Here is a 25,543-nt window from a genome sequence, read left to right as displayed (position 1 = left end):
GCCATCTATTGATCTGACGGGTCGGAGCTTTACCCTTGCTGCGTTCTTCCGCTATGCGTTTCAGCCATTTCCTGCCGTCATTACTGCTGTTGCTGGCGGGGCTTGCGGCTGCATACATCAAGGATCTGAACGTCTTCTTCACCTCGCTGTTCAACGTGCTTCCCACCCTGGTGTTGTTGCTCGGTGGGGCCTATTGCGCGGTGTACCGACGCCAGCGTGAACTGTTTCTGATGGTCACGGTGTACATCGCCTACTTCCTGCTCGACACCCAGACCGACTATTACCGCGACAACGGCAAGGTGCGTGACGATGCCGCGGTGGTCTTTCATTTGTGTTGCCTGCTGCTGCCGCTGCTGTTTGGCGTGTTCGCGGCGTGGCAGGAACGTACCCATCTGTTCCAGGACATGATTGCGCGTTTCGCGGTATTGCTGGCGGTCGGCTGCGTGGCGCTGGGGCTTGAGCAAAGTTATCCACACGCGCTGCTGATCTGGCTGTCGGAGATTCGCTGGCCTGCCTTGCATGGCGCCTGGATGAGCCTGATCCAGTTGTCCTATCCGGTGTTCATGGCTGCGTTCCTGCTGCTGGCCTGGCAATACTGGCGCAACCCGCGACCGCTGCATGCCGCGCAATTGGTGGGGCTGCTCGGGTTGTTCTGGATGTTGCCGAAAACCTTCATCCTGCCGTTCACGCTGAACATCATGTGCAGCCAGGTGATGCTGATGATCGCCGCCGCCGTTGCCCACGAAGCCTATCAAATGGCCTTCCGCGACGAACTGACCGGACTGCCGGGCCGTCGTGCGCTGAATGAACGCATGCAACGGTTGGGGCGCAATTACGTGTTGGCCATGAGCGACGTCGACCACTTCAAGAAATTCAACGACACCCACGGCCACGACGTCGGTGACCAGGTGCTACGGCTGGTGGCCAGCAAACTGTCGAAAATCGGCGGTGGCGGCAAGGCGTATCGCTATGGCGGCGAGGAATTTGCCCTGGTGTTTGCAGGCAAGACCCTCGAAGAGTGCATGCCGCACCTGGAAGTGATCCGCGAGTCCATCGCCACTTACAACATTCAGCTGCGCAATCAGGAAAGTCGCCCGCAGGACGATCATCAGGGGCGCCAGCGGCGTGCCGGTTCCGGTGCGTCGAGTGTGTCGGTGACGGTCAGTATCGGCGTTGCCGAACGGATCGATCAACGCACCCCCGAAGAGGTGCTCAAGTCCGCTGACCAGGCGCTCTACAGCGCCAAGGGCGCGGGGCGCAACTGCGTGATGGCGTTCGGGCAGAACCGTCGTGGCGCGGTGCGCATGGACGCCGCTACGGTTGAGTGATGATGGCGCATTCAGCGAGCGCAAAGTGATTGTGAGGCGTGGTCGGCAGCAGTAGGTTGGAGAAATCTGCCGACGGAGAATGACCATGCCCGAGTACAAAGCTCCCTTGCGCGACATGCGCTTTCTGATCGACCACGTGTTCGACTTTCACAGCAACTACGCCGCGCTGGGGGCCACCGATGCCAGCCCGGACATGGTCAATGCGATCCTCGAAGAAGGGGCGAAGTTCTGCGAAAACGTGCTGTCGCCGCTCAACCGCAGTGGCGATGAAGAAGGCTGCCATTTCGACAATGGCGTGGTCACCACCCCCGCGGGCTTCAAGCAGGCCTTCACCCAATATGTCGAAGCTGGCTGGCATGGCCTGGCGGCGGATCCGCTTTACGGCGGTCAAGGGTTGCCGATCTCTCTGGGCCTGGTGATCAGCGAGATGGTGGGTTCCAGCAACACCTCATGGGGCATGTACCCCGGCCTGACCCACGGTGCGATGTCGGCGATCCACGCCCATGGCACCGAGGCGCAAAAGCAGACCTATTTGAAAAAGCTCACCGCTGGCCAATGGACCGGCACCATGTGCCTGACCGAAGCCCATTGCGGCACCGACCTGGGCATCATCAAGACCCGCGCCGTGCCTGCGGCCGATGGCAGTTATGCGATCTCCGGCAGCAAGATCTTCATCTCCGCCGGCGAGCACGACATGAGCGCCAACATCATTCACCTGGTGTTGGCCAAATTGCCGGACGCCCCGGCCGGTACCAAGGGCATTTCACTGTTCATCGTGCCCAAGTTTCTGCCCGATGCGACGGGTGAAGCGGGCGAGCGCAACGGCGTATCCTGCGGCTCGATCGAACACAAAATGGGCATCAAGGCCTCGGCCACCTGCGTGCTGAACTTCGACGAGGCCAAGGGCTTCTTGATCGGCGAGCCGAACAAGGGCCTCAACTGCATGTTCACCATGATGAACCACGCGCGGCTGGGTACCGGCATGCAAGGGCTGTGTCTGGGGGAGGCGAGCTTCCAGGGCGCGATCAAATACGCCAACGACCGTTTGCAGATGCGCTCGCTGACCGGCCCGAAAGCGCCGGAAAAAGCCGCCGACCCGATCATCGTGCACCCTGATGTGCGGCGGATGTTACTGACCATGAAAGCCTTCAACGAAGGCAACCGCGCGCTGACCTACTTCACCGCGCAGTTGCTCGACGTTGCACACCTGAGCCCGGATGAAACGGCGCGTCAGGATGCCGAAGACTTGCTGGCCTTTCTCACACCAATCTGCAAAGCCTTCATGACCGACACCGGGCTGGAGGTGACCAACCATGGCATGCAGGTGTTTGGCGGCCACGGGTTCATTCGCGAATGGGGCATGGAGCAACTGGTACGCGACTGCCGGATCGCGCCGATCTATGAGGGCACCAACGGCATTCAGGCGCTGGACTTGCTCGGGCGCAAGGTACTCGGCAGCCAGGGCAAGCTGCTGCGCGGCTTCACCAAAATCGTCCATAAGTTCTGCGCGGCGAACGCCGAGCATCCACAACTGGCCGGGTATGTGGCGCAACTCAATCAACTGAACCAGCAGTGGGGTGAATTGACCACCAGGGTCGGCATGGCGGCGATGAAAAACCCTGACGAAGTCGGTGCCGCGTCGGTGGATTACCTGATGTACAGCGGTTACATCATCCTCGGCTATCTGTGGTTGAGAATGGCGCTGGTGGCTCAGGCGCAGCTCGATGCGGGCAGCGGCGATGGCGACTTCTCCCGGGGCAAACTGGCGACCAGCGAGTTTTACTTCAAGCGTCTGTTGCCACGCACGGCCGCTCATCGGGCGGCCATAGAGGCGGGTAGCGATTGCCTGATGCAACTGCCGGCGGAGTTGTTTGCACTTTAGTCATATAAATCCGTTACAAAGAAGCTCGCCTTGCGCGGGCTTTTTTGTTGGTGACTAAAAATAACAAAGCGGTCATGAGTTGACCCTATGTGTCGCAAAAGTTGTTGGGTTACACTCCGACCCAACGAAAACACTCTTCCTGTGAATCACCTGTATAGATCTTGCGAGGTTTGCCATGGCTGACTACAAAGCGCCCCTGCGCGATATGCGCTTCGTCCTCAATGAAGTTTTCGAGGTCGCCAAACTCTGGGCCGAACTGCCTGCACTGGCTGAGACCGTCGATGCAGAAACGGTCGAAGCCATCCTGGAAGAAGCCGGCAAAGTCACCAGCAAAAGCATCGCACCGCTGAGCCGTGCCGCTGACGAAGAAGGTTGCCATTGGGCGGACGGTGCCGTCACCACGCCAGCAGGTTTCCCACAGGCCTATCAGACCTATGCTGAAGGCGGCTGGGTCGGTGTCGGTGGCGATCCGTCCTACGGCGGCATGGGCATGCCCAAAGCCGTTTCGGCCCAGGTCGAAGAAATGGTCAACTCCGCCAGCCTGTCATTCGGTCTGTACCCGATGCTGACCGCCGGCGCTTGCCTGTCGATCAATGCCCACGCCAGCGAAGAGCTGAAAGCCGCGTACCTGCCGAACATGTACGCCGGTATCTGGGCCGGTTCCATGTGCCTGACCGAGCCACACGCCGGTACAGACCTTGGGATCATCCGTACCAAGGCCGAGCCTCAGGCCGACGGTTCCTACAAGGTCAGCGGCACCAAGATCTTCATCACCGGTGGCGAACACGACCTGACCGAAAACATCATCCACCTGGTACTGGCCAAGCTGCCGGATGCACCGGCGGGGCCGAAAGGTATTTCACTGTTCCTGGTGCCGAAGTTCATGGTCCATGCCGATGGCAGCCTGGGCGCGCGCAACCCGGCGAATTGCGGTTCGATCGAGCACAAGATGGGCATCCAGGCGTCCGCGACCTGCGTGATGAACTTCGATGAAGCCGTGGGTTACCTGGTCGGCGAGCCAAACAAAGGCCTGGCGGCGATGTTCACCATGATGAACTACGAGCGACTGGGCGTCGGTATCCAGGGCCTGGCCACTGGCGAGCGTTCGTACCAGAACGCCGTGGAATACGCCCGTGACCGTCTGCAAAGCCGTGCGCCAACTGGCGCGCAGAACAAGGACAAAGTGGCTGACCCGATCATTGTCCACCCGGACGTGCGTCGCATGCTGCTGACCATGAAAGCCTCGAACGAAGGGGGCCGTGCGTTCTCCACCTACGTGGCGATGCAACTGGACACCGCCAAGTTCAGCGAAGATGCAACCACCCGCAAGCGTGCGGAAGACCTGGTGGCGTTGCTGACCCCGGTGGCCAAGGCGTTCCTGACCGACCTCGGCCTGGAAACCACTGTTCACGGTCAGCAGATTTTCGGCGGCCACGGCTACATCCGTGAGTGGGGCCAGGAGCAACTGGTGCGTGACGTGCGCATCACCCAGATCTACGAAGGCACCAACGGCATTCAGGCGCTGGACCTGGTCGGGCGCAAGATCGTGGGTAGCGGCGGGGCGTTCTACAACCTGTTCGCCGACGAGATTCGCCACTTCACGGCGACCGCCAGCGCGGACCTCGCCGAGTTCACCAAGCCGCTGAACGACGCAGTGACCACCCTCGATGAACTGACCGCGTGGTTGCTTGACCGTGCGAAGAGCAATCCGAACGAAATCGGCGCGGCGTCGGTCGAGTATCTGCAGGTTTTCGGTTACGTGGCGTACGCCTACATGTGGGCTCTGATGGCCAAGGCGGCTTTCGGCAAGGAAGCGCAAGACGATTTCTATGCCAGCAAACTGGGCACGGCGCGGTTCTATTTTGCCCGACTGCTGCCGCGCATTCACTCGTTGAGCGCGTCGGTGAAGGCCGGTAGCGAATCGTTGTTCCTGCTGGATGCAGGACAATTCTGAAGAAGTAACGTTATGTAAGCATTCTCTTACATAACGTGCTGCTGTTCTCCCATAGATACAAATTGGATCCACAGCTAATCTACTTCTCATGGACGTAGCGCAGGAAGCGCAAAGCAACAACAGGGACACGTAGGATTCTGCCAGGACGGCGGAGTGAAATGGATGTCAGGGAAACAGTCTGCAAAGCCCCGCTTCGGCGGGGTTTTCTTTTGCCCAAAGAAAAGTTTCTAGCCCAGCCCATCCAGAGCCTGCGCGCTGTTCAAGCGCCCATCCGGGCCGTTTATCACCTCTTCCAGCAATGTCCGCAGCAAGGCCAGCGAGGCCTGCTGCCGTTGCACATCCCGGCACACCAAACCGACTTTCAGCGGCACTCGTGGTTCGCTCAGGGGTTTCCACAGCAGTTCGTGGTTGCCATGAGTCTTTTGCGAGCGTCCGGGCAGCACCGTCGCCAGGCGCGTGTGCGGCAGGCTGTCGAGGATGCCGGCCATGTTGTTCAGTTCGGCTTGCACCTGTGGGCGACGTCCGAGGCTTGTCAGCTGTGCCTGCCAGATCTGCCTGATCTGAAATTCCTCGCCCAGCAGCAACATCGGCAGTTCGGCGGCCTGACTCATGGACACTTTCTTGAATTCACGCAGCGGATGCTCTGCCGGGATGACCAGGGTCAGTTCATCTTCGTACAGCATCACGCCATGCAAGCCAGGCTGGCGGGGCGGCAGGTAGCCGATGCCGATATCCAGAGAACCGTTGAGCAGTCGTCGCTCGATTTCCAGGCCGGTCAGTTCATAGATCTGCACCACCAGATGCGGCTGCGCCTTGCGCACCCGCTCGAGCATCTGCGGAACGAGGCTGGTATGCACGGTCTGCAATACGCCGATGGCCAGGGTGCGTAGCGCCTGACCTTTGAAGTTGCCGAGCGCTTCCCGTGCCCGTTGCAGGCCATCGAGCAAAGGCAATGCGTGGTTGTACAGCGTGTGGGCCGCGAGGGTCGGCAACAGGCGCTTGCTGCTGCGCTCGAACAGGCTCACCTCGAGGTTTTGTTCGAGGTGGCGGATTTGCTGGGACAGCGCCGGCTGGGAGATGGACAGGCGCTCGGCGGCACGGCCCACGTGGCCTTCTTCATAGACCGCGACGAAATAACGCAGTTGCTTGAAATCCATAAGTAATACTTATCGAAAATGCTGGGAAATCGAAATGGCTGAATGCCTCGCCTGAGCCTAGTCTAACCGCACTCACAGGGCTTACAGGGCCACAGAGCGCGATGAATACCCTTTGCTTCGATGGTGTTTACATAGGTAAGGCAAAAAACCTCATCAGAGGTTTTGTCAGATGAATCTGTTCAGTCTGCGCCGCAGTCCTCCCAGTCTTGATGATCTGGTCATGGACGCCTCCCTGCCATCCCTAGGCAATAACCTTTCCAGCGAGTACTTGATGCCCAGTGTCGAGCGGCCGAAACAGGTGTTTGTGCGTGGCCAGGGTTCATGGTTGTGGGACAGCGATGACCGTGCGTATCTGGATTTTTCCCAGGGCGGCGGGGCCAACAGCCTTGGTCACAGCCCCTCGGTACTGGTCAATGCAATCACTGCCCAGGCCCAGTCGCTGATCAACCCGGGTTTCGGCCTGTACAACCGCGGTATGCTCAGCCTCGCCGAACACCTGTGTGCCAGCACCGGCAGTGATCAGGCCTACCTGCTCAATACCGGCAGCGAAGCCTGTGAGGCAGCGATCAAACTGGCGCGAAAATGGGGTCAACAGCATCGCGGCGGTGCGTCGCGAATTATTGTGGCCAACAACGGTTGCCATGGCCGCAGCCTGGGGACGATTTCTGCGTCGGACAGTTCGACACTGACCAACCGATTCGAGCCGCAATTGCCAGGCTTCAGTCGTGTTCCATTCAATGATCTGCCAGCGTTGCATGCGGCCGTGGATGAACGGACCGTTGCGATCATGCTCGAGCCGATCCAGAGCGAAGCCGGCGTGATCCCGGCCACCGCGCACTACCTCAAGGGCGTCGAACGCTTGTGCCGTGAACTCGGCATTTTGCTGATCTTCGACGAAGTGCAAACCGGCATTGGTCGTTGTGGCACCTTGCTCGCGGAACAGTCCTGCGGTGTAACAGCGGATATCGTCGTGCTCGGCAAAGGGTTGGGCGGCGGCGTGCCATTGGCTGCGCTGCTGGCGCGGGGCAAGGCTTGCTGTTTCGACATTGGCGAGGTGGCAGGTACTCATCATGGAAATGCCTTGATGACCGCTGCGGGACTTGCGGTGCTCGATACGGTGCAGGACAAGGCGTTCCTCAAGCACGTCGCAGAAGCCGGTCAACACCTGCGTGAAGGCTTGGAGCGGTTGGCCCATCGTTACGATCACGGCGAGTTGCGCGGACAAGGGCTGCTTTGGGGGCTGACGCTGTCGGACGATTCTGCTGACGCGGTGGTCAAGGCCGCGCTCTACGAAGGCTTGCTGCTCAATGCCCCACAACCCGACTGCCTGCGCTTTACCCCTGCGCTGAATGTCAGCAACGCCAACATCGATGAAATGCTCCTGCGCCTGGCGCGCGCCTTCTCCCGAGTACGCACCGCGCAATTGCAATGCCGCAAAGGGATTGCCGTCTGATCCGACGCGCCCTGCGCACATTCCAGAACCGTCTCGCGGTAATACGCACGCCTCACGCCCGACATTTTTGGCGTGGGGCGTTTTTTTGTGGCCGGGTTTTTCCAAAGGCAATCTCGGCTTGAGCGGTTGGCGCATCAATGGCTTTCTAGCGTGTATCGGCAGGGAGTGCCGGTGCCAGCGAAACAGTATTGCTGTCGCGTTGGTTTTGATTTCTATACCACTAGGTGGTATGTTTTATGGACGGGATGCCGATGTCACCAAGGCTGTTCAAGACAAAGCGCTTCGCAATGCAGGCTGCCAAGGCCTGGATCGGTGATGACGAGCTGCGGGAGGCATTCACCGAAATGCTCAATGGTCAGGCTGACAATCTGGGCGGCGGAGTCTGGAAGAAGCGTTTGAATGCCAACCGCCATCGCTCGATTATCCTAGCGAAGGGCGGTGCTCATTGGGTCTATCAGTTCCTGTACGCAAAGAAAGATCAGAGCAATATCAGTCCCAGGCATTTGCTCGACTTGCGAGAGTTGGCCAAGACATATGGTGGACTGACCGAAATGGAAATTCAGCGCTTGCTGGATGCAAAGGAGTTTGTGGAGATACCAAATGAGTAAAAAATTCAAAAGTGAGCTATCGGAATCGATCCACGAATCGGCCAGTGCCTTGTACGCCATCGGTGCAATCAGCAAGGCGACCATGCGTGAGTTCGATGAGTCTTGTCTTGCAACGATACCGGATGCAATTCCCGCACAAGAGATCAAGGCACTGCGCGAGCGCAACAATGTCAGCCAACCGGTGTTTGCGCGCTACCTGAACACCAGCGCTTCCACGGTCAAGCAATGGGAAGCAGGGAATAAGCACCCCAGTGGCATGGCGTTGAAGTTGCTGAGTATCGTGCGCAAACACGGTCTGGAGATACTGGCCTGAGGAATCGGGCTGAACCCTGACAAACGGCACAGGTCGATTAGCTGTAGGGCTCGAACGAGTCCACCCCAATCAGGAGCTGTCCCATGGACTTTATTCGCATCATCATCGCCATCCTGTTGCCGCCACTGGGTGTGTTTCTGCAAGTAGGATTCGGCGGGGCGTTCTGGCTGAATATTCTGCTGACGTTGTGCGGTTACATTCCGGGGATCGTGCATGCGGTGTACATCATCGCCAAGCGCTGAATTTTTGCGGCGTTAGATAGATCGCTTTCGCTGGCAAGCCAGCTCCTACGGGAGATCACGGTTCTGTAGGAGCTGGTTTGCCAGCGATTGGAATACCGCCGATTTCAGCTGGCGTGCTCCATCACCCGCCGATAAAACAACCACTCCTGCTCCAGCGCATGGGCCTGGTTACCGGCCTTGCGAAAACCGTGGCGTTCGTCTGCATAGTAATGCGCTTCGACCAGGATGCCGTTGTCCTGCAGCGCCGTGACCATGTCGCGGGTCTGCTGCGGGACGACCACGGCATCCAGTTCTCCTTGAAAGAAGATCACTGGCACGCGGATGTTGCCGGTATGCAGCAGCGGCGTGCGGGCCGCGTAGCGTTCGGCATCCCGCAGAGGATCGCCGATCAACCAATCCAGATAATCACTTTCGAATTTGTGGGTCGTGCGCCCCAGCGCCACCGGATCGCTGACCCCATACAGACTGGCGCCGGCGCGGAACACGTTGTGAAATGCCAAGGCGCAAAGGGTGGTGTAACCGCCAGCACTGCCGCCGCGGATGAACGCTTTGTCGCCATCGATCAAGCCACGTTCGGCGAGATGGCTGACCACCGCGCAAGCGTCTTCGACATCCACATCACCCCAGCTCAAATGCAGCGCCTGACGATAGTCCCTGCCATAACCGCTGCTGCCGCGATAGTTGAGGTCGGCCACAGCGAAGCCCCGCTGTGCCCAATACTGGATACGCGGATCGAACATCGGGTAACACGCCGAAGTCGGGCCACCATGGACGAACACCACCAATGGCGGTTTCGCCGCGCCGGTCATCGCCGGGTAGAAGAAGCCGTGTGCTTCGCCTGAGCCACTTGGGTAGCGCAAGGTTTGCGGGCGGCTGATCTGTTCGGGAGCAAGCGGTGCGATGCCGCCGGCCAGTACTTGCACTTGCCGGCTCTGGCGGTCGATGGCGATGACGGCGGTTGAACTGACGGGCGACGCCGCGATGCAATAGATGAACTGCTTATCCACGGCGAGATGGCGGAAGCGGCTGTAGTCGCCGGTGAAGTCGGCGCTGGAATCGCCGCCTATGCCCAATCGGCCAAACCCGCCTTCGGTCCAACTGGCCAGATAACTGTCGTTGCCCAGCGGCAACCAGGTGCTGCCACCGAGTTGCCAGGGCGCGGGGCCATGGTCGGCGGCGGCGCTTGGCAATGGGCTCAGGCCTTTTTCAGATTCCATCCATGGCTGCCAGAAACCAGCGCGATCGGTCAGGCAATACAAGCGACCGTTGGCATCAAACCGCGGTTGTTGCACAGACTCTTGCGCGCCTTCGCCCGCCACACAACGAGCTTCGGCAAGCCCGCCATTGGCGAGGCGTTCGGCAACCATCAAGCGGGTCGTTGTCCATGGCTGATCCGGACGACTCCATTCGATCCAGGCCAGGCGCCGGGCATCAGGGCTCAGCGTCGGTGCCGCGTAGAAGTCAGCACCCTCGGCCAGCAGGTGACGTGCGCCATCGAACAGATCGATCGCCACCAGTCGGTGTTGATCGCGAAGTTCCTCGACCGCCAGCACCTGCCCGTTGGCGAACTGTAAATCACCATAACGGCACGCACTGGACGTCAGCCTTTCGGGCGCTTCGCCTTGCAGTGATTGCCGATACAGTTGCTGGTCTGCCTCGTTGACGAAAACGATACCGTCGTCCGTCAGGCAAAACGCGCCGCCGCCATATTCGTACACCCGACTGCGCACGCTGAACCCCAGTGGCGTCAGGCATTTCGCTGCACCGTCACGCCAATGCCAGATCCGGCACGCCGCGTCTTCGGGTCGGTACTCGTTCCAGAACAGGCCCTGTCGACCGACCTGCAGTTCGGCAAAGTCGATACCGGCGGCCACGGCTTTGGCAGCGCTGAAAGGTTCAGCTTTTGGCGATGAGGCGTGAGTTTCGTTCATTGCGAAAGGCCAGTTGGTCGATGGTCTGGGTAGCGTGCCCGGCTTCTTCGCGAGCCCTGAGGATCACGCCGTGTTGTGGCGACTTGCTGCACACCGGGTCGGCGTTACTTGCATCACCTGTGAGCATGAACGCCTGGCAGCGACAGCCGCCGAAGTCTTTTTCTTTCTCGTCACAGGAGCGGCACGGCTCGGACATCCAGTCATAACCGCGAAAGCGGTTGAAGCCGAACGAGTCGTACCAGATGTGCTGCATGCTGTGGTCGCGCACGTTGGGAAACTGCACCGGCATCTGTCGGGCGCCGTGACAGGGCAGGGCGGTTCCGTCTGGCGTGACCGTCAGAAAAATACTGCCCCAGCCATTCATGCAGGCTTTCGGGCGCTCCTCGTAATAGTCCGGGGTGACGAAAATCAGCTTGCAGGGATGCCCTTCGGCTTCCAGTTTGGCGCGGTATTCGTTGGTAATGCGTTCGGCGCGCACCAGTTGTTCTTTGGTCGGCAATAGCCCAACGCGATTGAGTTGCGCCCAGCCGTAGAACTGGCAAGTGGCGAGCTCGACAAAGTCCGCTTCCAGAGCGATGCACAGCTCGATGATGCGGTCGATCTGGTCGATGTTGTGCCGATGGGTCACGAAATTCAGCACCATCGGATAACCGTGGGCCTTCACTGCCCGGGCCATTTCCAGTTTCTGCGCAAAGGCCTTTTTCGACCCGGCCAGCAGATTGTTCACCTGTTCGTCGCTGGCCTGGAAGCTGATCTGGATGTGATCGAGACCGGCCTTCTTGAAGTCGCTGATTTTCTGCTCGGTCAGGCCGATGCCAGAGGTGATCAGGTTGGTGTAGAAACCCAGTTTGCGGGCTTCACCAATCAACTCGGCAAGGTCCTGGCGCACCAGCGGCTCGCCACCGGAAAAGCCCAGTTGCGCGGCACCCATTTCCCGCGCTTCGCGGAACACCTTGATCCACTGTTCGGTGCTCAGCTCCTTGCCTTGTTCGGCGAAATCCAGCGGATTGGAGCAGTACGGGCATTGCAGCGGGCAGCGGTACGTCAGCTCGGCCAGCAGCCACAGCGGCAAGCCGATTTCAGGTTTGGGCGGCACTTGCACCGATGAATCAGGCAAGTTCGATCCAGTGTTGCGCACGGGCAACCTCCATGAATTGCTCGATGTCGTCACCAAGCTCGGGCACGCCGGGGAACTGTTGGTCGAGCTCGGCGATGATGGCTGCCACGTCTCGCTCACCATCAATCAAACCACCGATCAGCGCGGCACTTTCGTTGAGCTTGATCATGCCTTCCGGGTACAGCAGCACATGGCCTTTTTGCGCCGGTTCGTACTGGAATCGGTAGCCGGGGCGCCAGGTCGGGGTCTTGCTGCGATCGAAACTCATAAGGTGATTCCTTTGTGCCAGACCCGTTCCCCGGTCACGCTGTGATACGGCGGGCGTTTCAGTTCGTAGGCCATGCTCATGGCATCGAGCATGCTCCAAAGAATGTCCAGTTTGAACTGGAGAATTTCCAGCATGCGCTCCTGGCCTTCACGAGTAGTGTAGTGCTGCAACGTGATCGCCAGACCATGCTCGACATCACGCCGTGCCTGACCCAGGCGCGTGCGGAAATACTCGTAGCCGGCCGGGTCGATCCATGGGTAATGCTGGGGCCAACTGTCCAGGCGCGATTGGTGGATCTGCGGGGCGAACAGTTCGGTCAGCGAGCTGCTCGCGGCTTCCTGCCAACTGGCGCGGCGGGCGAAATTGACATAGGCGTCCACGGCGAAGCGTACGCCGGGCAGCACCAGCTCCTGGGAACGCAGTTGGTCGGGGTCGAGGCCCACGGCCTGGCCCAGGCGCAGCCAGGCTTCGATGCCGCCGTCTTCACCGGGCGCACCGTCGTGGTCGAGCAGGCGCTGAATCCACTCGCGGCGGATCTCGCGGTCAGGGCAGTTGGCGAGGATAGCCGCGTCCTTCAGGGGGATGTTCACCTGATAGTAGAAACGGTTGGCGACCCAGCCCTGGATTTGCTCGCGGGTGGCCCGACCTTCATACATCGCCACGTGATAGGGGTGATGGATGTGGTAATAGGCGCCCTTGGCGCGCAGGGCCGCTTCGAATTCGGCGGGGGACATTGGGGTGTCGGTCATTGCGGTTCTCCGGGTAGGACCGGTGGATTCTTCAGTGCCTGAGCTGGCCTCATCGCGAGCAGGCTCGCTCCCACAATTGAAACGCATACCCCTGTGGGAGCGAGCCTGCTCGCGATAGACCGCGCAGCGGTCTCGATTGCTTACAACACAATACTCATGCCGTCATACGCCACTTCAACCTGGCGCCGATCCAGCTCCGTGCGCTCCGGCGAGTCCTCATCAAGAATCGGGTTGGTGTTGTTGATGTGGATAAGCACCTTGCGCTGCTCGGGCAGTTGTTCCAGCACTTCGAGCATGCCGCCAGGGCCGTTCTGCGCCAGGTGGCCCATCTCGCGACCGGTGCGGGTGCCTACGCCACGCCGCTGCATTTCATCGTCATCCCACAGCGTGCCGTCGACCAGCAGGCAATCGCTGCCAGCCATGATTTCCAGAAGCTCTGCATCCACCTTGCCCAGGCCCGGTGCGTAGAACAGCTTGCCGCCTGTGTTGAGGTCTTCGACGATCAGGCCGATGTTGTCGCCCGGATGCGGGTCGAAGCGGTGCGGCGAGTACGGCGGCGCGGCACTGCGCAAAGGCAGCGGGGTGAAGCGCAGGTTCGGACAGGCGGGGATGGTGAAGCTTTGATCGAGTTCGATACGGTTCCAGTTCAGCCCGCCGTTCCAGTGAGTCAGCATGTTGAACAGTGGGAAACCAGTGCTCAGGTCCTCGTGGACCATGTCGGTACACCAGACCTGATGCGGGCATCCCTCGCGCAGCATGAGCAGGCCGGTGGTGTGGTCGATCTGGCTGTCCATCAGGATGATCGCGCCGATCCCGGTATCGCGCAGGGCGCGGCCCGGCTGCATCGGGGCGAAGCTCTGGAGTTGGGCGCGAATGTCCGGGGAGGTGTTGCACAGCACCCAGTTCACGCCGTCATCGGAAATCGCGATGGACGATTGCGTCCGCGCCTTGGCCCGCAGGCTGCCGTCACGAAAGCCTGCGCAGTTCACGCAGTTGCAGTTCCACTGGGGGAAGCCGCCGCCGGCAGCGGAACCTAGAATCTGGACAAACATGGACGCTCCATCATTTCAACGCTGAAAATAAAACGCCTCGGGATAACCGAGGCGTTAGCTGCAGTCCGCCAAGGCAGATTAGCGGCTGGCGAAGTACATGGTGACTTCAAAGCCGATACGCAGGTCGGTGTAGGCAGGTTTGGTCCAGGCCATAGATTGAACTCCTTCAAGTGGGGTGGGACAGCGCTATCTATAGGTATAGTCCACCTCAAATCAGAGATGTTCCAGATAGTTAGGTGGCAATGTTACTCAAAATTTCAAAGGGATTGTCCGTGAAACTTTGAGAAAGCTCCTTACAGCCCCGGTAATGATCATTTTGTCGCTCGCCAGGGAGTGCCGGGTGCAGGGCTGTTGGCCAGGCTCAGCCAGCCGCCCTCGGCCTGATTCAATCGCTGTGCGGCGGCCAGCAGTTCGGCGCGGTCGATCAGCAGGATTGCCTCGGGTAATTGCGTCAGATAATCCGACGAGCGGCCGCCCAACTTGCCCTGCCAAAGCAATTCGGCCGCTTGGCTCGTGGTGAGCGCGGCGCTGGAAAATTGATCCGCCAGAGCCTGGCGTTGAGCATTGAAGGTGGTGTCGTCGAGCGCGTGGATCAGCTCCGGCAATCGATTCAGGAATTGCTCGATGTGTTGCAGCAACGCCGTTGGTGCAGCGCTTGGCGATTGCACGCCGAACAGCAGCCCGGTTTGGCCGTGAATCTGCCGCGTGGCGCTGAACACCGCATAGCCGAGTTGCAGCTCCACCCGCAGGCGCTGGTAGAACGGCGTCTGTGAGAGGTGAGCGAGCAAACGCCACGCGGCTTCGTCGGCCATTTCCTGGGTGGCTGTCGGACAGAACAGCAGCAACGCGTGCTCGCTGGAGGCGGTATCGACAGTGCTCCACAGATGCTGTGCGAGGATCGAAGAGGGCTGCGTCAGTTGATTGTCCGGCGTGCCGGGTATGCGGCTCAAGGCCAGGCCCATGGCCGCTTGAGTCTGAGCCGATAACCCGATGGCCAACCCATCCCATCGCGCACTCGACCAGAGTTGCTGCAGGTCATCCGAGCTCGCGCTGTGCTCGAGGCAGTGATCGGGCAATGTTTTGAGCAGTTGTCGAATCGGTATCAACGCAACGCTGGTCGATTCGGCTTGTGAGACAGCGGCATCAGGTTTTGTCAGTTCTTTCAGCGCATGCTCCAGGACGCCGGGCATCGGCTCCTGAAGCCCGCTCAGTTTCAGCAGCCATTCGTTGCCCGACGCACTGAAGGAAACATCCACGCCGGCCTGACGCGCGTCTTCGCGCAATGGTTGCAGGTGGTTTTCCAGCTGTGATTGAAGGTGGCTGCCGGGAGTCGAACCTAGGCGCCAGCGCAGATAAATCGCACCTTCAGCACCGTTGTCCGGCCATGCCTGGCTGAATTGCATCGGCGAACGTTCACGACGGCTGCGCGAGCGATCCTGGGCAAAAGTGCGCAGGCCACGGTGGGCGCTGGTCTGGCCGCGAATCAATCCGGCGTTGGCTGTCGGTGCTTCGCAGGGCAAGAACGGGTTGGGTGCTGGCAATTGCCAGCGGCCGCTGAAGTTATCCACAGCGCCGATTTGTTTGAGGACTTGCTTGAGGGCTGTAACGCCTTGGTCAGATAACCCGACTTCGCGTTGTTCGCTGTCCAGTTGGGCCAGTTGCAAGGCGCTGCTGACTTGCTGTTGGCGCTGGAGCAGGGTTGCGTATTCTTCGCGCAATCGGCTCCAGTCTTGCCTGGCGAAGAAGCCCAGCCAATCCATCAGCCGCTCGCGAATCCCGGTTGCCAAAGAGTTGGCGGGCAATGTAAACGCCAAGTGCAGCAAGGCTTGCCCGGCGAATTGATACAGCGACTCGGCCTTCAGTTTTTCGGCCAATCCACGCTCACGCAAATCCGCCAGCAAACCGCCCGGTTTCTCGGCATTCAGCCAGTGACACAGAAAACCCAGTGCTTCGGCGGCGGAGTCGGGTAGCGCTTCGAGGGCAAACAGCAAATCCAGTCGGCGCTCGCCAGCCTGTTGATAACTGGCGTTTGAGGTCGCCATCAGCGGTGCCGGGGATTGTTGCGTGGCCTTTTCACCGCCGGCAATGACGCTGGCAAATGTTTCGGCCAAACCTCTTAGTTCATCGAGGCTCTGTGGCCCGGCCAGGCTCAAGGTCATCTGCCCGGTCTGGTAAAACCGCTGATAAAAATCCTGCAATACCTGCTGAAATTCGGGTTGCGACACTGGGAGGCTGTCGCGATTGCCAGCATGGAAACCTCGCAGCGGATGAGCCTCAGAAAGCCCATCGAACAATGCCCGCTGTTGCTGCGCCACCGGATCCTGCGACCAGGCGACAAATTCCGCCTGCAGCACTTCCCGTTCCCGCTGTTGATCGTCCGGATTCATACGTGGATGGGCGAGCATGTCTGACAGACGCTCAAGCCCACCGGTAAACGCTTGGGGTGGCAGTTCAAAAAAATAGTTCGTGGTGCGTTCGCTGGTCCGCGCATTCACTTGCCCGCCATGGCTCTGGACGTAGGCCATCAGCCCTTGGCCCGCAGGAAAACGCTCAGTCCCCAGAAACAACAAATGCTCAAGAAAATGCGCCAGACCGGGCCAGGCCAGCGGCACATCATGGCTGCCGGCAGCCACGCGCAACGCCGCCGCGCAACGCTTCAGGTTCGGGGCATGACGCAGCGTCACCCGCAGGCCGTTGGCCAGGGTTTCCGTAGGGGGGCGAGGTTGATTCAGCGCGGGCATGGGCACTTCCAGAACAGTGAAGTGCCAATGCTAGCGGATTACAGTGGACTAGCGCTTGTTCAGGTTGCCGTAAAGCTCAGGGCGGCGATCGAGGAAATAGCGATTGGCGGCGCGGGAGTCGAGCATCAACTGGCGATCCAGCTCGCCGACGATCAGCGCCTCATCCAGACCCGCCTGGGCGATACGGCTGCCATCCGGTGCGGCGATGCTGCTCTGGCCGCAGTAATGAATGTCGCCTTCGCTGCCGCAGTAGTTGGCGTAGGCCACGTAGCACTGGTTCTCAAAGGCCCGGGCGCGGACGGTGACGTCAGCGATGAAGTCGTAGGGAATCATGTTGGCGGTCGGCACCAGGATCAGCTCGGCACCGGCCAGGGCCAGGCGTCGGGCATTTTCCGGAAATTCCAGGTCGTAGCAGATCAGGAAACCGAGCTTCCAGCCGTTGAGCTCAACGATGGGAAACTCGTCTGAGCCGGCGCTGAACATCGAGTGATCGAGGTCGCCGAACAAGTGAGTTTTGCGGTAGTTGCAGACGCGCTCGCCATTGGCATCGATCAACTGCACGGCGTTGTAGATCTGCCCGTCGGCGGTGCGCTCCGGGTAGCCATACAGGATGGCGATCCCGGCTGCCTTGGCAATGCGCGCGATCTGCTGCGCCGACTCACCGTTGTACACCTCCGCCAACACGCTGACGGCATCGACGCCGATGTTGTAGCCGGTCAGGAACATCTCCGGTAGCACCAGCAGGTCGGCGCCTTTTGCCTCCAGCGCAAGCTGCTGCAAGCGTTGCAGGTTGCCGGCGACATCCAGAGGCAGCGGTGGACATTGGTAAAGGGCTACGCGCATTTCGGATTCCTCTTACTCGGGCAGGGCGATCGGTCCGATCTCGTTGAACACATCTCCTGGACCCGGATTCTCGGCGTGAGTTGCACCGCCGAAGTGTTTCATAATGCCCCACACCGCATTGAGCGACGTCTGCACCGCGCCTTCGACCCAGGCCGGCGTCCACGAAACATCGTCGCCGGCGATGAAAATCCCGCGTTGTTCGGCTGGCATGTCGTCCTGCATGAAGTGTGCGTACATACGCTGGTTGTAGCGGTAATGGCCGGGCAGGGCGCCTTTGAATGCACCGAGGAAATGTGGGTCGGCTTCCCAGGACACGGTGATCGGATCGCCGATGATCCGCGCGGCGATGTCGACTTTCGGGTAGATCTTCTTCAACGCATCCAGCGCCAGCTTCACGCGTTTTTCCACCGGCTGCGGCAGCATCTTCAGGGCGTCGCTCATCCACGAGTACGACAGGCAAATCACTCCCGGTTTGTCGTCGCCGTTGTCGAACAAATAAGTGCCGCGGGTCAAACGATCGGTGAGAGTCATGCTCATCAGGTCGCGGCCGGTTTCCGGATCTTTGTCTTTCCAGAACGGGCGGTCGACCATCACGAAAGTCTTCGACGACTGCATGTAGCGGGTGCGGTCCAGGGCCATCCACATTTTTTGCGAGAACAGGGTTTCGTCGCATTCGATCTGGGTGGTCAGCAGCCAGCTCTGGCAAGTGGTTAGCACTGCGGCGTATTCGCGTGTGTCGCCCCAGTTGTCGGTGACGGCGAAACGGCCGCCCGGTGCGTGGGCAATTTTCTTCACTCCGGTACGTGGTGCGCCGTTGTGCAGGGAACTGAGGCTGGTGCCGGCCGGCCAATGCGCGCAACGTTCCGGCACATGGCGCCAGATGCCCTGTGGCACCTGTTCCACACCGCCGACCACCAGATGCTGATGGTCGTCGCAGTTGGTCATCACCACGCGGAAAATTTCCAGCATCGAGTTGGGGAAGTCCGAGTCCCAGCCGCCGGTGCCGAAACCGACCTGGCCGAACACTTCGCGGTGATGGAACGAGAGCTTGGCGAAGGCCTTGGAGGTGGCGACGAAATCGTAGAAGGTGCGGTCGTCCCACAGCGGCACCAGGGTGTTCCACAGCTCTTTCAGGCGTGGAACATCACGATCACGAATGGCTTGCTGGATATCGGAGAACTGCGAACCGGCTTCCAGGGCATCGGCCCAAGCGTCAGCCACTTCCTGGAACAGCGCAGGAAGGTCCGACAGCTTCTGTGCGTAATGGGTCTGACCTTCGAGGTCGATCACCGTGCTGCCCGACGCGGGCGTCAGCGGGTTAGGGAAAGGTTTGGTTTCCAGACCCAGTTTGTCGACGTAGTGATAAAACGCGGTGGACGACACCGGGAAGCGCATCCCGCCCAGTTCGGCCACGATGCCTTCGGCGCCATTGAACGCCTGGGAACGCAGGCGGCCGCCCATTTTCGAAGCTTCGTAGACGACCGGTTTCAGGCCCAGCTTCATCAGCTCATACGCCGCTACCAGGCCGGCGATCCCGCCGCCGACAATCGCCACTTCGGCACCGTGACTATGCTCAGGAATGCTGCCCAGCCCGGCCGGGTGTTCGATCCAGTCGTCGAAGGCGAAAGGAAAATCCGGGCCGAAAATGGTGACTGGTTTCTTACCGTCTGCAGGATGGCGATTGTTCTTGTTCATGGCTGACCTTGCTGGCGACCCGACGCGGAATGCGCATCTGAGTATAGGAAAAGATGCCAGCCATTCTAGAGAGCACAGAACACGTTAATAAGACGCAAAGTGTCGTCATTTTGCCATTTTATTGGTCGATATGACGAACTTTATATACACACTGACCACTGTAGGAGCGAGCCTGCTCGCGATGACGTCAGTTCAGACACCCATGAAACCTGAATTGGAATCTCAAACCGGCTGCCCCCGATCAATCTTGCTGCTCAAGATGATGGAGGTCGTGGTCTTCTCCACCCCATCCACGCTGCCAATCTGATCCAGCAATTGATCCAGCTGCTCCGGTGAATCGGTGCGCAACCACGCCACATAATCAAATTCACCACTCACCGCACACAACTGCTGCACCTGCGCCATCGCGCTCAGGCGTCGCAACACCTCCTTGCCGGAACGCGGTTGCACAGTGATCCCGACATACGCCTGCAACCCGCCATCCACCACCCGCTGACCGAGGCGCACACCGTAGCCGGTGATCACTTTGGCCTTTTCCAGCCGCGCCAGGCGCGAAGTGACCGTGGTACGGGCGATGCCCAGTTGCCGGGCAAGCATGGCCACGCTCTCGCGGGCGTTGATCTGTAGGGCGGCAATCAATTGGCGGTCGATTTCATCGAGAACAGGGGGGCGAGTGTCGGGCAACGGCGTGGCTCCAGAGGCGTGAATCAATGGTCCAGCATGTTACAGGCTCGTTCGACGCGACGCTTGTGGCCGAAAGAGAGTGGGCAATCGACTAAGATTGATGCAGTCGAGGGCGAGAGGCCAAGGACATGACAACAAAGCTACCTGCTGCTGTACGGGACCGTGCATTGCAGATCGCCCATCACGAAATGGGGCACTACGTGGTGGCCCGCGCCCTGGGATTTGAAACGGGCAGCGTGACGCTGACAGTGACCAAGGATTTGCGGCACCAGGGAGGGGCCTCCATTACCTTGGTGCGCCCAATTTCGTCGATGGAAGCCATGAAGGAACATCTGGAAGCCCGGATGATGGTGCTCCTGGCTGGCGCAATGGCGCAGACCCTGCCATCAAAACCTTCAGCCGCAAAACGCGTCGATAAGCCCAAAGCCGCCGCCATCCTCAAAGGCGAGCAGGGGGCGGAACAGGATTACGCAAAAATCAGGGAGCTTCAGCATCTGCTGCGCAACATCGCCTGTCCCGATACCGATCCAGCGTCGTCTGAACGCATAACGGCGCAGCTCAAAGCGATGACTGATCGGGTGTGGGATCGGACGCAAAAAATCATAGAGGATCAGGCCGAGACGATTGCCGAATTGGCGGGGGCGCTGGTGGACGGCATGGTCATCGTGGAGCAGTGGGGGCGGGCGGCGGATACGTATGAGGTCGTGTTGACGGGGCAGATGCTGGAGCGGCTGCGGGCAGTCCAGGCTATCCCTTCGCTGCGTGTTTGGACTGACAGTTGCAGTGATGTCGTTCAGCACTGGAAATAACGAAAGCCCGAAGAGGCTGGCTCTATCAGTCCCCAAAAGGGAATTCTCGGTCCCTTTTTGGGAATTTTCCGGTCCTGTGAACAGTGTTCTATTGATCTGCATCCGTTCTCGATTGAACAGGCCTTCGCGTCAGCACCTTCACCACATCATCAATCACCGCTTTGCTCATCGTCGTTAGATAGTGCGCGGCCCTGGCGTGGCGGTCGGAGTCTTGGGCGTAGGCGGCGTCCACGGTGAGGGACTTGGCGAGGAACAGCAGGTCAGAGGCTTGGGTCAGAGCGTCGGCGATGGGGACGTTGCGGCAGACGTGGAACAGGGGTTGGTCCGAGAAATAGAGGAAGGGGGCGAAGCCGACGGTTTTCAGTTGTGAAGGATCGGACGAAATGGGTTTGCTCATGATGTAACTCCTTAATCCAAGGAGCGGCCATTTTCGTTTCCAAGCGAATGGGTGGCAGCTGTACGCAGGTTGGAAAACCGGGGATCAAGGAAACCGGCACGCCCGAAAGCGTCCCACGCACAGCTGCCATAACACAGTTTCGCAGTCGTAAAAAACGACTGGAGTAGTGGTAGATACTGCTGCGCTTTGATCCGACGGGTTTCCAAGCCCGATCGCTGAATGGTCAGCGACGTCCAGAGACTATCCCGTCGAAGAAAAGCGCAACAAGGCATCAAAGTGCCCAAAAGCAAGATTCGGAGTTTGCCTACAAGGTCTGCGGGCGTCATCCGATAAAGCGAGACCATAAGTAAACAAAACTAAACGTCAGACACGAAAAAACCGCGCATTGCGCGGCTTTCTTGTTTGGTGGGCCCACACGGACTTGAACCGTGGACCAAAGGATTATGAGTCCTCTGCTCTAACCAACTGAGCTATAGGCCCTCAGTAGGCCGCGGATTATAACGACGGTTTCGCGGCTGTGCCATCTGAAAAAGCCATTACGTTTGTACGAAGAAATGTCGCGGCAAATTCGTCGGGGGGCAGGGGTAGGCTGACGATGTAGCCCTGGATTTGTTCACAGCCCTCGGCAGCGAGGAATTGCTGTTGCGCCAGTGTCTCGACCCCTTCGGCAATCACGGTGAATGGCATGCTGCGTCCGAGCGCGATGATGGCGCGTACGATCGCCGCATCGTGGGGATCGTCCGGCAGGCCGCGGACGAAGGACTGGTCGATCTTGAGGATGTCCAGTGGCAGGCGCTTGAGGTAGCTCAGGGACGAGTAACCGGTACCGAAGTCATCGATGGCCAGTTGCACGCCCAGTTTTTTGAGTTGATGCAGCACCGCCAGCGCTTCTTCGGCCTGGCTCATGATGAAGTTTTCGGTGATTTCCAGTTGCAGGAAACCGGGGTTGAGGCCGTTGTCCTTGAGCAACTGTTCGATACGGCCCAGCAGATTGGGTTGACGCAATTGGGCGCCGGCAAGGTTGACCGACAGCGGGCCGGGACTGTCGTACAGCCGGTGCCATTCGGCCATCTGCCGGCAGGCGGTTTCCAGGACCCAGTCGCCGATTTGCAGGATCATGCCGTTTTCTTCCGCCAGCGGGATGAAGTGTTCCCGCGGCACGTCGCCAAAGGTCGGATGGCGCCAACGGATCAGGGCTTCGGCACCGACCAGGCTGTAGTCCGCGAGGCTGATTTTCGGTTGGTAGCACAGGTGCAACTCGTTGCGTTCGATGGCGCGGCGCAGTTCGTGTTCCAGCGCCACGCGTTCGCTGGCCTGGGCGGTGAGGTCGCGGGTGTAGCTTTCGACGCGGTTGCGGCCCTTGGCCTTGGAGCGGTACATCGCGGCGTCGGCGTTCTTGATCAGTGTGGCAACGTCGCAGCCATCCTTCGGATAGAGGCTGGTGCCGATACTGGCGCTGATGAAAAACTCGTGTTCGCCGGCCTGGAACGGCGCGGCGAAACAATTGAGCAATTTGGTGGCGATGTGGTCGGCATCGCTGGATTGTTGCAGGCCCGGTAATAGAATGATGAATTCGTCACCACCCAGGCGCGCCACGGTGTCGATGTCACGCAACTGCTCCTTGAGACGTACGGCAATACCCTTGAGCAGCAGGTCGCCGACCGGGTGGCCGAGGCTGTCGTTGATGTGCTTGAAGCGGTCAAGGTCGAGGAACAGCACGGCGCCCTGGCCGCCGTTTTCCTGTTGATTGTTGAGCGCCGTCAGCAGGCGGCTTTCGAACAGCGTGCGGTTCGGCAGGCCGGTCAGTGGGTCGTGGTGCGCCTGGTAGTCGAGTTTGGCCTGGGCATGTTTGAGACTGGAAATGTCGGCGAACACCGCGACAAAGTGGGTGATGAACTTGTCGCGGTTGCGCACGGCGCTGATGGTCAGCCAGCTCGGGTACAGCTCGCCATTCTTGCGCCGATTGGAAATCTCGCCCTGCCAATGACCTTCGGCGGTCAATTGATGCCACATGGCCGCGTAGAACGCGCTGTCATGCAGGCCTGAGGCGAGCAGGCGTGGCGTGTGGCCCAGGGCTTCGTTTTCGCTGTAACCGGTGATTTCGGTGAACGCACGGTTGACCGCGCTGATGTGCTGTTGGGTATCGGTGATCAACACGCCTTCGGCAGTGCTTTCGAACACGGTGGCGGCCTGTTGCAGTTTTTCCTGCATCAGGTGCCGCTCGGTGATGTCCCGGGCGATGGTCAGCATGCAGTCTTCATCGCCAATCGGCAGCGGACGGCTGGACACTTCACAGAGGCGGATCTGCCCGTCGCTGCGGCGGATATGGCAGCTGAAGTCGCGGACAAAGCCGTCGCGGTGCAGCAGGTCGAGCATTTGCTTGCGTTCATTGAGGTTGACCCAGATTCCCAGGTCCAGCGCCGAACGATCCACCGACATGGCGCTGTTGAACCCGGTGATGCGGCTAAAACCATCGTTGACCTCCAGCAGCAAGCCATCACTTTGCCGAGACAGCAGCAAACCGTCGGGAGAGGCGTGGAAGGCCTTGGCGAATTTTTCTTCGGAAGTTTGCAGCTGTTGCTGGGTTTCCTTGAGCTGGGTGATGTCCCGCACTACGACCACCAGCGCCGGTGTCATGTCGAGGTTGAACGGTTCGGCGGAGATCAGGCCGGTAAACACCTGGCCGTTGCTGCGACGAAAGGGCATCTCCAGGTTGCGGATGCTGCCGGCCTGCAAGCGTTGCAACAGGCCTGGCCCAACACCGGGAATCCCCCAGATGTTCAGGTTGGTGGCGGTCTGGCCAATGACGTCCTCGGCCTTGAGGCCGATCTGTTCTTCGAACGCTTCGTTGACTTCCAGCAGGCAGCCGTCGCTCAGGCGCGCGATCACCAGCATGTCCGGGCATTGCTGGAACACGGAAGCGAATTTCTGCTCCGACAGGCGTAGCGCTTCCTCGGTGCGCTTGGCGTCGGTGATATCGATCATCAACCCGCGCAGCACCGGCTCATGCCCGTGTTCGATCAGGCTGACGATATCGCGCACCCACAGGCAGCGGCCGTCGGCGGTGATCACCCGGTAATCGAGGCGGTGATCGCGCCCGGCCAGCACTTCGTGATCGCAGAAGGTCTGGGCGCGGGTCAGGTCGGCGGGGTGAATGATGTTGCGCCAGAAACCCGGAATCAGCCAATGGGACAGGGGATAACCGAGAAGGTCTTCGGCGTGGGGCGATACATAGCTGTAGGTGAAGTCGGTGACTTTTGCTTCCCAGGCGATGGCCGACAGGCTCTCCACCAGGCCGCGGTAGTGGTATTCGCTGCTGCGCAGTTCCTGTTCAAGGTTGACCCGGCGGGCGATTTCCGAGCTCAAGCGGCGGTTGATGCGGATAACCACCGCCAGCACGGTAGTCAGCAGCAGCAATCCGGGCAGGCCATACACCAGCAGGTCATTCCAGAACGTTCGATGATCGAGGACGTTGCCGACCCAATGCTCCTGAATGGCGCTGATTTCAGCAGGGCTCATGTCTGCCAGGACTTTGTCGAGAATGCCGACCAGCATCTTGTTGTCGCGGGGTACAGCCATGGCCAGTTGATAGCGATAGGGGGTTTCACCGCTGACATACAACCCATCGAGCTTGAGTTGGCGCAGTCCCCAGACGCTGGAAGCCAGATCGCCCACCACGGCGTCCACTTCGTCGGTGGCCAGCGCCTGTAGCGCCGAGCTGACGTTGGGCACCGCCACCAGGTTCAAGTCGGGATGGTGGCTGCGCAGCAGCTCGTGGGGGGCGTAGTTTTCCACCACGGCGATTTTCAGGCCGTACAGGTCTTGCAGGTTATGTGGCTGGGGGCCCCCGACATGGGCCAGGATGACAATCGGAAAATCCAGATAGGGGCGAGTGAACGACAGGTATTTCTGGCGTTCCGGGGTCGACATGATGCCCGGCAGCAGGTCCAGTTTGCCCTTTTTGGCTTGTTCCAGGACAGCGGTCCAGCTCACCGGCTCGATGGGCGTGAGCCGGGTTGCCAGCCTTTTGCGGATGACCTCGATGTAATCCGCGGCAAGGCCCTGGTAGCGGCCCCCATCGTCACGAAACTCGAAGGGCGGCCACGACGCATCGACACCCAGGCGCAATTCCGGGTGAGCCGCCAGCCAGCTACGTTCATCGTCAGTGAGAGTCAGCGCGCCAGCCGTTGCGGTCCAGGTCATCAGCGACAGCAAAAAAAACACGGTCGGCAGTCTGGGCATAACGGTCTCGTTATGGCTCGGGGGAATGTTTCGAGTGTAGACGGCTACAGGGAGGAGGGGGGAAGCGGGGAGATTTAA

At 59.9% G+C, this 25,543-nt stretch carries 21 protein-coding genes and 1 tRNA gene; 8 read left to right on the top strand and 14 right to left on the bottom strand.

The window, feature by feature from the left end; all coding sequences use genetic code 11:
* Positions 1-53 precede the first annotated feature (53 nt).
* The 3 genes from AC1DWG_RS20680 to AC1DWG_RS20670 all read left to right on the top strand — a co-directional run bounded on the left by AC1DWG_RS20680 (position 54) and on the right by AC1DWG_RS20670 (position 5,164).
* A complete protein-coding gene (locus tag AC1DWG_RS20680; protein ID WP_477788301.1) occupies positions 54-1,328 on the top strand; it encodes a GGDEF domain-containing protein in 1,275 nt (424 codons plus the stop codon).
* Between the two features lie 85 nt (positions 1,329-1,413).
* Positions 1,414-3,210: an acyl-CoA dehydrogenase C-terminal domain-containing protein gene (locus tag AC1DWG_RS20675; RefSeq protein ID WP_477788283.1), complete on the top strand. Its 1,797-nt coding sequence runs from the start codon at positions 1,414-1,416 to the stop codon at positions 3,208-3,210.
* Positions 3,211-3,385: 175 nt separating this feature from the next.
* Entirely contained in the window at positions 3,386-5,164 is a 1,779-nt protein-coding gene (locus AC1DWG_RS20670; RefSeq protein WP_477788282.1) for an acyl-CoA dehydrogenase C-terminal domain-containing protein, read from the top strand.
* A 227-nt stretch (positions 5,165-5,391) separates the two neighbouring features.
* Here AC1DWG_RS20670 and AC1DWG_RS20665 read toward each other — a convergent pair whose 3' ends face one another.
* Positions 5,392-6,321, bottom strand: coding sequence for a LysR family transcriptional regulator (locus AC1DWG_RS20665; protein ID WP_477788281.1), 930 nt, complete (start codon positions 6,319-6,321; stop codon positions 5,392-5,394).
* Between the two features lie 169 nt (positions 6,322-6,490).
* Between AC1DWG_RS20665 and AC1DWG_RS20660 the strand changes: the two genes are divergently transcribed.
* The 4 genes from AC1DWG_RS20660 (at position 6,491) to AC1DWG_RS20645 (ending at position 8,937) form a co-directional block, all read left to right on the top strand.
* Positions 6,491-7,774: an aspartate aminotransferase family protein gene (locus AC1DWG_RS20660; RefSeq protein ID WP_477788280.1), complete on the top strand. Its 1,284-nt coding sequence runs from the start codon at positions 6,491-6,493 to the stop codon at positions 7,772-7,774.
* 251 nt (positions 7,775-8,025) lie between these two features.
* Positions 8,026-8,382, top strand: a complete 357-nt coding sequence (locus AC1DWG_RS20655) for a type II toxin-antitoxin system RelE/ParE family toxin (RefSeq protein ID WP_095944832.1) — start codon at positions 8,026-8,028, stop codon at positions 8,380-8,382.
* A complete protein-coding gene (locus tag AC1DWG_RS20650) occupies positions 8,375-8,695 on the top strand; it encodes a helix-turn-helix domain-containing protein (RefSeq protein WP_477762854.1) in 321 nt (106 codons plus the stop codon). The genes AC1DWG_RS20655 and AC1DWG_RS20650 overlap by 8 nt, the downstream gene beginning before the upstream one ends.
* A gap of 83 nt (positions 8,696-8,778) precedes the next feature.
* The gene (locus tag AC1DWG_RS20645; RefSeq protein ID WP_003228885.1) at positions 8,779-8,937 is read left to right on the top strand and encodes a YqaE/Pmp3 family membrane protein; all 159 of its coding nucleotides are present in this window, start codon (positions 8,779-8,781) and stop codon (positions 8,935-8,937) included.
* 104 nt (positions 8,938-9,041) lie between these two features.
* On the opposite strand, the gene AC1DWG_RS20640 is transcribed toward AC1DWG_RS20645, so the two are convergent.
* The 10 genes from AC1DWG_RS20640 to AC1DWG_RS20595 all read right to left on the bottom strand — a co-directional run bounded on the left by AC1DWG_RS20640 (position 9,042) and on the right by AC1DWG_RS20595 (position 20,017).
* Complete coding sequence (locus AC1DWG_RS20640) at positions 9,042-10,868, bottom strand: S9 family peptidase (protein WP_477788279.1); 1,827 nt, start codon at positions 10,866-10,868, stop codon at positions 9,042-9,044.
* The gene (pqqE, locus tag AC1DWG_RS20635; protein WP_477788278.1) at positions 10,834-12,006 is read right to left on the bottom strand and encodes a pyrroloquinoline quinone biosynthesis protein PqqE; all 1,173 of its coding nucleotides are present in this window, start codon (positions 12,004-12,006) and stop codon (positions 10,834-10,836) included. Before pqqE ends, AC1DWG_RS20640 begins: the two co-directional genes overlap by 35 nt.
* Positions 11,978-12,253, bottom strand: coding sequence for a pyrroloquinoline quinone biosynthesis peptide chaperone PqqD (pqqD, locus tag AC1DWG_RS20630; protein ID WP_008051583.1), 276 nt, complete (start codon positions 12,251-12,253; stop codon positions 11,978-11,980). The genes pqqE and pqqD overlap by 29 nt, the downstream gene beginning before the upstream one ends.
* The gene (pqqC, locus tag AC1DWG_RS20625; RefSeq protein ID WP_007993179.1) at positions 12,250-13,002 is read right to left on the bottom strand and encodes a pyrroloquinoline-quinone synthase PqqC; all 753 of its coding nucleotides are present in this window, start codon (positions 13,000-13,002) and stop codon (positions 12,250-12,252) included. The genes pqqD and pqqC overlap by 4 nt, the downstream gene beginning before the upstream one ends.
* Positions 13,003-13,142: 140 nt before the next feature.
* Positions 13,143-14,054 carry a pyrroloquinoline quinone biosynthesis protein PqqB gene (gene pqqB / locus AC1DWG_RS20620; RefSeq protein WP_477762851.1) on the bottom strand — a complete coding sequence of 304 codons (912 nt, stop codon included), beginning with the start codon at positions 14,052-14,054 and terminating at the stop codon, positions 13,143-13,145.
* A 78-nt stretch (positions 14,055-14,132) separates the two neighbouring features.
* On the bottom strand, positions 14,133-14,207 hold the full coding sequence (gene pqqA, locus AC1DWG_RS20615) for a pyrroloquinoline quinone precursor peptide PqqA (RefSeq protein WP_003444522.1): 75 nt from the start codon (positions 14,205-14,207) through the stop codon (positions 14,133-14,135).
* A gap of 158 nt (positions 14,208-14,365) precedes the next feature.
* Complete coding sequence (gene pqqF / locus AC1DWG_RS20610; protein ID WP_477788277.1) at positions 14,366-16,795, bottom strand: pyrroloquinoline quinone biosynthesis protein PqqF; 2,430 nt, start codon at positions 16,793-16,795, stop codon at positions 14,366-14,368.
* 48 nt (positions 16,796-16,843) lie between these two features.
* Entirely contained in the window at positions 16,844-17,638 is a 795-nt protein-coding gene (locus tag AC1DWG_RS20605; protein ID WP_477755088.1) for a carbon-nitrogen hydrolase family protein, read from the bottom strand.
* Between the two features lie 12 nt (positions 17,639-17,650).
* Positions 17,651-19,333: a flavin monoamine oxidase family protein gene (locus AC1DWG_RS20600; protein WP_477755089.1), complete on the bottom strand. Its 1,683-nt coding sequence runs from the start codon at positions 19,331-19,333 to the stop codon at positions 17,651-17,653.
* 222 nt (positions 19,334-19,555) lie between these two features.
* Complete coding sequence (locus AC1DWG_RS20595) at positions 19,556-20,017, bottom strand: Lrp/AsnC family transcriptional regulator (protein WP_007980298.1); 462 nt, start codon at positions 20,015-20,017, stop codon at positions 19,556-19,558.
* Positions 20,018-20,145: 128 nt separating this feature from the next.
* Here AC1DWG_RS20595 and AC1DWG_RS20590 point away from each other — a divergent pair, with 128 nt between their 5' ends.
* Entirely contained in the window at positions 20,146-20,826 is a 681-nt protein-coding gene (locus AC1DWG_RS20590) for a zinc metalloprotease (RefSeq protein WP_477762848.1), read from the top strand.
* Between the two features lie 88 nt (positions 20,827-20,914).
* Here the strand turns inward: AC1DWG_RS20590 and AC1DWG_RS20585 are convergent, their stop codons facing one another.
* The 3 genes from AC1DWG_RS20585 to AC1DWG_RS20575 all read right to left on the bottom strand — a co-directional run bounded on the left by AC1DWG_RS20585 (position 20,915) and on the right by AC1DWG_RS20575 (position 25,465).
* A complete protein-coding gene (locus tag AC1DWG_RS20585) occupies positions 20,915-21,223 on the bottom strand; it encodes a DUF3077 domain-containing protein (protein ID WP_477762847.1) in 309 nt (102 codons plus the stop codon).
* A 403-nt stretch (positions 21,224-21,626) separates the two neighbouring features.
* Positions 21,627-21,703 (bottom strand) — tRNA-Ile (locus tag AC1DWG_RS20580).
* 15 nt (positions 21,704-21,718) lie between these two features.
* The gene (locus tag AC1DWG_RS20575) at positions 21,719-25,465 is read right to left on the bottom strand and encodes a bifunctional diguanylate cyclase/phosphodiesterase (protein WP_477759785.1); all 3,747 of its coding nucleotides are present in this window, start codon (positions 25,463-25,465) and stop codon (positions 21,719-21,721) included.
* Between the last annotated feature and the right edge of the window lie 78 nt (positions 25,466-25,543).

It is taken from the genome of Pseudomonas sp. P4_B3, from assembly GCF_056402295.1.
The sequence above is the reverse complement of the archived record's forward strand: the minus strand, read 5'-3'. Positions and strand labels throughout refer to the sequence as shown.